The 9,027-nt window shown below is 36.4% G+C and carries 8 protein-coding genes; 1 reads left to right on the forward strand and 7 read right to left on the reverse strand.

What is annotated here, in order from left to right; genetic code table 11:
* From GX437_12490 to GX437_12510, 5 genes are all read right to left on the reverse strand, one after another.
* Positions 1 to 689 (reverse strand): glycosyltransferase family 2 protein (locus tag GX437_12490; protein NLJ08473.1); only part of this gene is annotated, 689 nt, incomplete at its 3' end.
* Between the two features lie 2 nt (positions 690 to 691).
* Positions 692 to 1,234 (reverse strand): DUF4199 domain-containing protein, encoded by a 543-nt coding sequence (locus GX437_12495; GenBank protein NLJ08474.1) that lies wholly within the window; start codon positions 1,232 to 1,234, stop codon positions 692 to 694.
* Between the two features lie 45 nt (positions 1,235 to 1,279).
* Entirely contained in the window at positions 1,280 to 3,283 is a 2,004-nt protein-coding gene (locus tag GX437_12500) for a hypothetical protein (protein NLJ08475.1), read from the reverse strand.
* A gap of 77 nt (positions 3,284 to 3,360) precedes the next feature.
* Positions 3,361 to 4,356: a hypothetical protein gene (locus tag GX437_12505; protein ID NLJ08476.1), complete on the reverse strand. Its 996-nt coding sequence runs from the start codon at positions 4,354 to 4,356 to the stop codon at positions 3,361 to 3,363.
* 18 nt (positions 4,357 to 4,374) lie between these two features.
* On the reverse strand, positions 4,375 to 6,066 hold the full coding sequence (locus GX437_12510; protein ID NLJ08477.1) for a hypothetical protein: 1,692 nt from the start codon (positions 6,064 to 6,066) through the stop codon (positions 4,375 to 4,377).
* A 251-nt stretch (positions 6,067 to 6,317) separates the two neighbouring features.
* On the opposite strand from GX437_12510, the gene GX437_12515 reads away from it, so the two are divergent.
* Positions 6,318 to 6,995: an ATP-binding cassette domain-containing protein gene (locus GX437_12515; protein ID NLJ08478.1), complete on the forward strand. Its 678-nt coding sequence runs from the start codon at positions 6,318 to 6,320 to the stop codon at positions 6,993 to 6,995.
* Here GX437_12515 and GX437_12520 read toward each other — a convergent pair.
* Positions 6,983 to 8,101 (reverse strand): glycosyltransferase, encoded by a 1,119-nt coding sequence (locus tag GX437_12520; GenBank protein ID NLJ08479.1) that lies wholly within the window; start codon positions 8,099 to 8,101, stop codon positions 6,983 to 6,985. The genes GX437_12515 and GX437_12520 overlap by 13 nt on opposite strands.
* On the reverse strand, positions 8,091 to 8,939 hold the full coding sequence (locus GX437_12525) for a glycosyltransferase family 4 protein (protein NLJ08480.1): 849 nt from the start codon (positions 8,937 to 8,939) through the stop codon (positions 8,091 to 8,093). Before GX437_12525 ends, GX437_12520 begins: the two co-directional genes overlap by 11 nt.
* Between the last annotated feature and the right edge of the window lie 88 nt (positions 8,940 to 9,027).

Here is a 9,027-nt window from a genome sequence, read left to right on the forward strand (position 1 = left end):
CTTTTACTGAAGCGGGAAACAAAAGTAATGGATATCAGGTCGAGTAAACCATTGATAAATCTTTCAAATCCGAATTTGGTATGCCCGTATTTTCTCGGGTGATGTTCGACCACTTTTTCTCCTATTTTTGTAAAGCCTTTCCATTTGGCAATAACCGGAATGTACCGGTGCATTTCTCCGTAAACATCAATATTTTTAACTACTTCCGACTGATAAGCCTTTAATCCGCAGTTAAAATCGTGGAGCTTAATTCCTGAAATTTTCCGGGTTGCCCAATTGAAAAGTTTTGTTGGAATTGTTTTATTCAAAGGGTCATAACGCTTTTTTTTCCATCCCGAAACTATTTCAAATCCCTCTTCAGTAATCATTCTGAAGAGTTCGGGTATTTCATCAGGACTATCCTGAAGGTCAGAATCCATGGTGATCACTACACGTCCTTTGGCCAATGCAAATCCTTCATTCAGAGCTGCAGATTTTCCGTAATTTCTTCTGAATCTGACAGCTTTGACCCTGTTGTTTTGTGTTGCAAGCGATTGAATGACTTCGAAGGATCCGTCTGTGCTTCCGTCATCAATGAATATAATTTCGTAATCATATCCATGTTGGGTTACCACACGCTTTATCCATGCTTCCAGCTCAATCAGGGATTCTTTTTCATTAAATACAGGGATGACAATGCTTAAATCCATGCTTATGCGTTTTCAGGTTCTACGCTAATATCTTTTTTGATGCTCCATGCAATAATCAACGCAATGATGATGCTAATACCCGTAATGGTTCCAAGGCTTTTCCCTGCTTTTGCAGGTGTAAAACTGAAATCTCGTTTTTCGTAAGATTCAAGTATTTCAAGCTTTTTGTCTTCGTCTATCGGATATTTTTCAAAACGCTGTTCCATGCTTTCCATTACGGCCAGTTTTGTTTTTTCAGCATAATTCTTATCAATCACATTAAAAAGCAGTAAGGAAAAAGCAATTGAAATGACAGACAAAATAAACAAAACCCCCAATGAAGATGCAAAGCTGTCTTTAAAGGTTATCATTCCACCATTAATACTCCTGATTTCTCTGATTGCCCTGACGGCCACATAAATCTGCAATGCAAAGAATATCAGTTGAATGAGTGAGTTTAGCAGTAGTTTTTGAAATAGAATGTCGGAGAGGGTATATGAAACCAGGGTACCGACAATAGCAATCAATCCACCGATTATTCCATACTTGATAATAATTCCTGACATGATTGTTTTATTTAAGATTTGTTGAAGGTTCGAAGTTAAAGGTTTTTAAACAATTTTATAGAAACGGGTAATTAAAACTTCTGCCGCAATAAGCATGATGATAAGCCAGATAAGTATCTGCCATAGAGGTTTTCCGTTGTTCTCCTGTTGTATTGATTTTGAAAGTCTGACCTCAGAATCAGGGAGTAAAGAAATATTTTTGGAAAGATATTCTTTAAGTTCTTTTGCAGAATAACAAACAAGATTGCTTTCGGAACGATTGTAGTTGCAGGCAATTAATGATTTATTGTCTGTATTGACTTCATAAAATCCATCATGCGAAAAATTGTTATCCAGTTGAATGATTAAATTATTTCTGACAAGCAATGAAACAGGATTGAATGTCTTTTCCCCATTGCTTACCTTAATTTTTTCATTTAAGGAATTACCGGAAATTTCGGCATAACGGTCTGTTCCTAAAATATAGCTCAATGGGGTTTTATGTGTTCTGAATAATGCCATCTGATACATCAAGGGGACAAAAATGGAATGCCTTGTCAGGTTGCTCCATGACGGATCTAATGATACCGATAATGTGTAGATATTTCCTTTCCCATAATTTGAAAGAGTCAGCAAGGGTTTACCGTTTTCAAATTCAATCAGCGAATATTCGGTATTCAGATAATTTGAACTTCTGGAATAAGCCATTGAAATAGAAGGAAAATCAATATTTCTGGGCTTTTTATCGAAAATTCCGGTGAAAAAAGGATGTTGATCATTGATTCCGGATATTCGGAGACCCGCTGATATTTTGTTTTCAAAAGGTGATATGCCAAAACGTTTAACCGCATTGTGCCAGTTATTATTCAATTCTTTCGGGGGTATCAGCAGCAGCGAACCGCCTTCCATGACGAAGTTGCTCAGCTGTAAAAGAAATTCATCTGAGAGATTTTGTGGCTGATTTAAAATAATCAAATCGTATGGGCTTGTATTCTGAAGATTAACGCTGCCTTCATCAGCATAGGTAAATTCGAAATAATTGTCAGTGGAATAAACGGTTCTGAGAGCGTTATTTCTTTGATTATCAATATCAAGTACCTTTATTTTTTCTTTTACATAATAGCTGAAGAAATAATTGTCATCAAAGCTGACAGGATAATCATCGAGTTCGAGTTTTCCTTTTATCCATCCTTTCTGGTTAACCATAAAAGGAATTTCAAGTGTTTGCTTTTCATTTCCCTGAAGGGTGAAGCTGACTACCTTTTTGAGTCCGTTGAGATTCAGCCTGATAGATTTGTCTTCGATGATTTTATCTCCGGAATTTTTTACCTGAACAAACAATGAAACCATTTGTCCGGGATAAACGTAAGGTGATGAAAACCAGCACGAATCAATGTATAAATTAGAAACAGAGGTTGGAGCAACCGGGAGCAAATAATATTGAACATCCGTGTTGAATACCACCTTTTTAAGGTCGGCAGTTGATTGCTGAAAGTCGGAAATAAGATAAACTATTTTTTGCGGATTTCTTTTGCTTTCAAGATTATTGTTTATTTTTCCCACCACATAACTCAGCTTTTTCATCAAAGGATGAATATTTATTTCATTCAATAACTGCAATGCATCTTCGCGGGTATAAAACAATTGTTCTTTAAAAGAAAATTCATTTGTAACAATTTGAAACTCATCATTCATACCATGGCCTTCGATGATTTTTTTTGCCAGTAGTCTTGCCTGATCGAGCAAAATTCCGTTTGAATTGATATTTTCCATTGATGGAGAATTATCAATATAAATACATACAGTTTTTTTACCTTTCATGCTGAATTTACCCGGAAAATATGGCTGAGCAAAGGCAAAAACAAGAAGGGTAATGATCAGGATACGGATAGCAAGGAGAATTAGATTTTTGATTTTGTTTCTGTTTTGTTTCTCAAGAATAATGCTGCTCAGTAAAGCAGTATTCGAAAAGTAAATTTTTTTAAATCTGCGAAAGCGAAAAAGATGAATAATGATAGGGATTGCAATAAGGCTAAATGCCCAGAGAAAGTTGGGATATAAAAATTTCATGGCCTATTGTTTTGCAAAAAACAAGCAAAAAAAAAAGCTTCCCATAAAGGGAAGCTTTTGTAAACTAAAAAACATATTTATTTTTGAATCTTAAGGTTCAGCTTGATAGTTCCGCTGGCATCATAGCTGGTAATTTCCATTACTTTGAAAATACCATATTTATTTTTTGCAGTTTTGAATAAAACGTGAGATGGAATATAACCGCCTGCCAGGTCAGTCAGGTTGTTAGCCATCTTGAGCTCATTACCGGAAACCTGGTATTTTTGGATAAGACCCTGGGCGGTTAATGCATCCCATTCATTAAGTGTAAGCTGGGCAATGGGTTTAAATCTGGTAGCATTTCTTGTTGTCCAGGTATGTACCTGAAGAGATGAAATTTTACCTGCTTCAGTACCAAAAACATCATCATTATCAGGACTTGCAATAGTGGCAGTATTTGACGTACCATAGAAATAAACCAAATCAATGGTTGATTGTCCTGAAGCTTTTGCTTCAGCCACTTTATAAATCATATTGGTAGAGGTTGCGTAAAAACTACCGACATCAGGGTTGCTTTGTGCGCCAAGGATGACAGCTTCATAATGATTAAGTCCGCTTAAGTCTTTAACAGTAAGAACAAATGTTTTTTTAGCGACCTGGTTATTTTCATCGGTTGCTGTAACCGTAATGGTAATGACATCGTTATCTTTTACGTTTGTTCGAATCGTGTAAGCATAATCTTTGGTAAATGATTTCTTTTCATTGGCTCCCGGGTACCAGGTAGTATCCCATATATCTGTTGAAGAATATTTAACACTGAAGTTCAGACTTTTAATGTCTTTGTTGGTCGAAGCATTTGATGAGGCAACGATATGAAAATTAACTACCTCTCCCTTTGAAACATCGAATGCAGCAGATTGGGGTGGATTAATGGACAGAACCGGTATTTTAGCTGTGGGAACAACAGAAGTATCAGTATTTTTACAATTCGAATAAATGAAACTCATTGAACCGACAATGACAAATGTTGCCGGAGTGCTGATGGCTATTATTCCTGCAATAGCAGCAGCAATTAAATATCTTAGTCTTTTCATAAACTTTACCTTAAAAATTTATCTTAAAGCATTTTGAAACTCAGGTTTGTCCCAGTAATTTCTGAATTCCCTGTCAACTTTAGCTCTTTCTCTGATGGAAGGATCGAGTTTGATGGCACGGGTCAGGCTGGTTGTCATCAGGTCAACATCTTTCATGCGGGCACCTATAATGGCACGTAGATAGAAATCCTGAGCTGTTTTATTATCCACTTTGTCGATAACATCCTTTGCTTTCGGATAATCTTTCTTTAAAACGTAAGCAAGAGATTTGTTGTAGTCGTAACGATTTTCTTCAAATGTCTGAATAGCCATGTCGTATTCGCCTTTTTTGATATAGACAATGGCTTTGTTATTTTTCACATTGGCTCCTGCTTTTGCTGCGAGATCGTACAGATAAAGGGCGGTGTCGTATTGTCCCTTAAACCTGTAGCAAACACCTGCATTTTGAAGGATTTCCTTTTGATTCGGATATTTTTTGTTGAGTGGAGTCAAAATGTCAAGGGCTTTGTCGTAATCGCCTTTACGGATGGCAATCATTGCCAGATTATTTTTTCCAACGAGCTCATCTTCAGGATATTTAGTGGTAAAATAATTATAAAGCTCTTCCTGTTTGGTGATATCATCTGTATTGTATGCCAGATAAAGGACTTCCTGTTTATTGTAGAACTGGTCGAGTTTTCCTTGAGCATATAGCTGACGAAGAACATCCAGATCGCGGATGATTGTTTTTGCAGTGAGCGAAATTTCAGTTTTCCTGAGTTTAGGCATGATGGTCGTAGTGATGTCTTTCCAGTTGCCAAGTTTCTTAATATTGGCTTCTTTTTCATCGAGTGGCAGTTCGGAAGCAATAATTTTCAAAATATCTTCTTTGATAGAGAGTTCACTCTTGCTGATAAGCTCTTTCAGACCTTCCCAGTCTTCATAAGTTTGTCCTCTCTTGTAAAAGTTGGTATCATAAACCTGTTGAAAGTTCATGGTTTTTAAAGTATTGATCATATAGTCATAAGAAACTGAATTTCTGTTTTTAGCAAGAAATTCATTTCTCTGAAGTGGCCCGTCAGGAGAGGCCTGGGAATGTAAGGTCATGCCTTCAACCTGAAAGCCTTCCTTTTTGATAAGGTCAAGAACCGGAGATATAACAAAAGGTAATTTAAAGTCTTTACTTTCGGTCATTCCGGGTTTCAGCACATATTTGTCGCATTCATAGTAAATAGTACCTTTTGCAACAAGTCTTTCAGGAGCGAAACTTCCGGCTATTGACAGATTATCAGTGGGTTGAACCGTCTGAGAGGTGGCGATCAGGCCATCAGAAAGTTTATCTTTCTTAACATCACAGATACACTGATCGAGTTCATCATATTTTGAGTCAATTTTATAAGAACTCAGGATGTAAAGCATGGAAGATTCCATACCGGGTTCATAACGTAGTTTTTCTTTATAGGGAACGGTGGCCCCGGTTATATAAGGAATAACCTGCTTGGCATTGATTTTATTGGCCTCAAGGTCAACTTTTTCCCCTGCCAGTAAAAATGGAGTCATGTAAATACTGTCGGAGTTGTAAATCAACACCGGTTCAAGCTTTAAAATGGCTTTTTTGTGAAAGTATTTCCCTGGAATATATGTATCAAAAAATACATTAATACTGTCGGCATGAACTTCCAATACTTCATCTTCAACCTTAATTTTGACCTGATCAATGTTCTTCTGCATTTTCTTTAACGGATTACATGAAAAGAGAAATGGAAGAATGAGCATCATGCTAACAATCGGGAAAAATTTTCCTTTATTGGCAATACATTTCATATTAGTACGGTTTAGATTAAATTTGTAAACGATTTTAAGATAAATTTTCTGCATGCAAAGTTAATTAATTTTCTCAGAAAAAAAATTTTTATTTGGTTTTTTAACAGTTTAACTCTCTGGCAAAATTAACAAAAATTATTAAAGGAAAAATTAATTTTATGACAAATATTAATCCGATTGTAAAACTTCATGAGGCCAGTGTTTATCAGCAGGATACACTGGTATTGAATCAACTTGACCTGGAATTATTTCCTGCTGAATTTGTTTATCTGATTGGAAAAACAGGCAGTGGAAAGAGTACTTTGCTTAAAACCATATATGGCGATTTATTTTTAGCTGCCGGAGAAGGCGAAGTGGCTGGTTTTGACCTGAAAAAAATCAGCAAGCGACAAATACCTTTTCTCAGACGGAAAATTGGTATAGTGTTTCAGGATTTTCAATTATTGACAGACCGTTCGGTTTTTGAAAACCTGAAGTTTGTCCTGAAAGCTACAGGATGGAAAAGAGATGATTTAATCACCAAAAGAATCAATGAGGTATTGACAAAAGTGGGACTTCAGACGAAGGATTTTAAAATGCCTCACGAATTATCCGGTGGAGAGCAGCAGCGTGTGGCCATTGCACGTGCTTTGCTGAACGACCCGAAAATCATTCTTGCTGATGAGCCGACCGGTAATCTCGACCCGGAACTTTCCTATGAAATTATTGACCTGCTTCACCAACTGGTCAGTGATGGTAACACTGTTTTCATGGCAACGCATAACTATACGCTGATAGAAAGATTTCCTGCACGGGTGGTTAAAATTGATAACGGTAAGATTTTTCAGGTTAACTGATGAATTAAAATTTCTGCACTTTTTTGATTGTCAAATAATTGACTGAGTTCGTTTTTCCTGAATTCTTTATCCTGAATGGCGAAAGGACGATGAAATAATTCCTGAATTGTTGAAATGAATTCCTTCGGACTATCGGCAATATGGCATAAATGCCCGAGTCCTGTTTCTTTTACCATTTTTGAATTCACAATGCAGTGCCTGCCTCTGAAAAGTGCATTTAACAACTTAAGTTTGATTCCTGTTTCCTGAAAAGTGGGTAAAATATTTATCTGTGCATTTTGAATTAAAAGGTAAATATTTTCGGTATCAGGATTGAGCAATTGAATATGTTTGTATGCTTTTACCGATTTAATCAGTTTTCTGGATGGGTTTGACCCGGCAATAATGAATGGAAGTTCTAATTGGCTGAATACCTGATTCACAAGAAATAATGCGGCTTCATTGTTTTCACCAACACCAAGATTCCCATGGTAAAGTATGTAATCACCTCTTCCTTCCTTGCTGATAAGTTCATTGTTGGGATGGAAAACAGGCAGATAAAAGCTGTTTTTTAATTTTATATTTAACAGAATATGGTCGGAAGGGGAAATGGCGGCTATTTTGGTTGCTCCGTTTAACTGCTGTAAATATTTTTTTAAACGGTTGGATTCAAATTTAAAGTAAAACCTTTTCGCCCAGTTTTGTTCCACTTTTGCCAGATGAAGGTAATAAATATGCTCAATATTGTGCATTCGGAGTATCTTGGTACGGTGCTTTAATTCCGGCCGGTTCAGGTAATAGCTGCAATGTATCCCTTCAATGAGAATGGGATAATCGTTACTGACAAGGTTCTGGAGCAGGTTTTTGTTTTTCCGTGTTTCAACGATATAGGGTTTTTTTGAAGTTAAGGGATTAAAAAAGGTTTTCCTTGGGTAATAAAAAACTTCTTCACACAGATTGTTTAAGATTTCAGCTTTATTTCTGCCGTAGTGAAAGGCATGCAGGTGAATTTTTACTCCTTTTTCAGATAAAGCTTTGATTTTGTAAAATACATCGATTACGCCTCCGTAACTTGGTGGATAGGGAATGTCGAATGAAACTATATTAAGATGTAAATCAGAGCTCACTGTATAACTTTAGCAGATTTTGTTCCTCTTTTTGCCAGCAGTATTCCCGTGCAGCATGTAAACTATTTAAACGAAGCTTTTGATAAAATGTTTCGTCTTGCTGTAATTTTTTAACTGCATTTACAATGGCATTTTTCTGCAGATCAACCAGTAATCCGCATTGTAATTGTTCAATTATCATCCTGTATTCCGGAAAATCATTGGAGAGTGAAGGAATTCCTGCATGCATATAATTAAAAAACTTGTTGCTTAATGAAAAATAATAGCTTTTGCTGTAATTTTCAAGTAGATTGTATCCGATAAATGCATTTTTAGTCAGGGGTTTTATTTCTTCAGGCATTAAGTAACCCATAAAAATGACTTTTTGGTCAAGTTTTTTCTCTTCAGCTCTTCTTTTTAATTCATCAAGTATGTCACCTCCTCCGGCAATAATTAACTGTAAGTCAATTTCTTCCATTGCATCAATCAGCACTTCAAGTCCTCTTCCTTTATTGACGGCTCCCTGATACAGAATGTACTGTCCTTTTTGATTCTGATATTCATTCGAAACCGTTTCATCGAGAGATGGAACATTGCGGATGACCTCAAATTTTTTATGATAAACTTTGGATAATTCTTTGGCAAGCGACTGGCTGACCGTATAACAAAGTTTTGATTTTCTGATAAAAATTATCGTCAGGATATGCCATATCATTCTGACTAAATTCCTTTTTTCCAGTTCGGGCACCTCGATGAAGTATTCATGTGCATCAAAGACGAGGATTTTCTTCTTTAGCCAGGCTGCCAGACTGCAGGCAGGGAGGGTATCGCTGTCGTTTGCACAAATGATATCCTGCATGGAAAAAATCAGATAAAAAAACAGCCGGATGTTGAATTCTGCATAGAAAAAAGCTTTTTTTCGAAAAAAACAATGCAGCCTGACATGA

Source organism: Sphingobacteriales bacterium (genome assembly GCA_012517435.1).
GTDB lineage: Bacteria > Bacteroidota > Bacteroidia > CAILMK01 > JAAYUY01 > JAAYUY01.

Coding starts and splice junctions, on each gene's coding strand:
- GX437_12495 (NLJ08474.1), bottom strand. CDS start 1,234: ATGTCAGGAATTATTATCAAGTATGGAATAATCGGTGGATTGATTGCT.
- GX437_12515 (NLJ08478.1), top strand. CDS start 6,318: ATGACAAATATTAATCCGATTGTAAAACTTCATGAGGCCAGTGTTTAT.
- GX437_12505 (NLJ08476.1), bottom strand. CDS start 4,356: ATGAAAAGACTAAGATATTTAATTGCTGCTGCTATTGCAGGAATAATA.
- GX437_12500 (NLJ08475.1), bottom strand. CDS start 3,283: ATGAAATTTTTATATCCCAACTTTCTCTGGGCATTTAGCCTTATTGCA.
- GX437_12525 (NLJ08480.1), bottom strand. CDS start 8,939: ATGCAGGATATCATTTGTGCAAACGACAGCGATACCCTCCCTGCCTGC.
- GX437_12510 (NLJ08477.1), bottom strand. CDS start 6,066: ATGCAGAAGAACATTGATCAGGTCAAAATTAAGGTTGAAGATGAAGTA.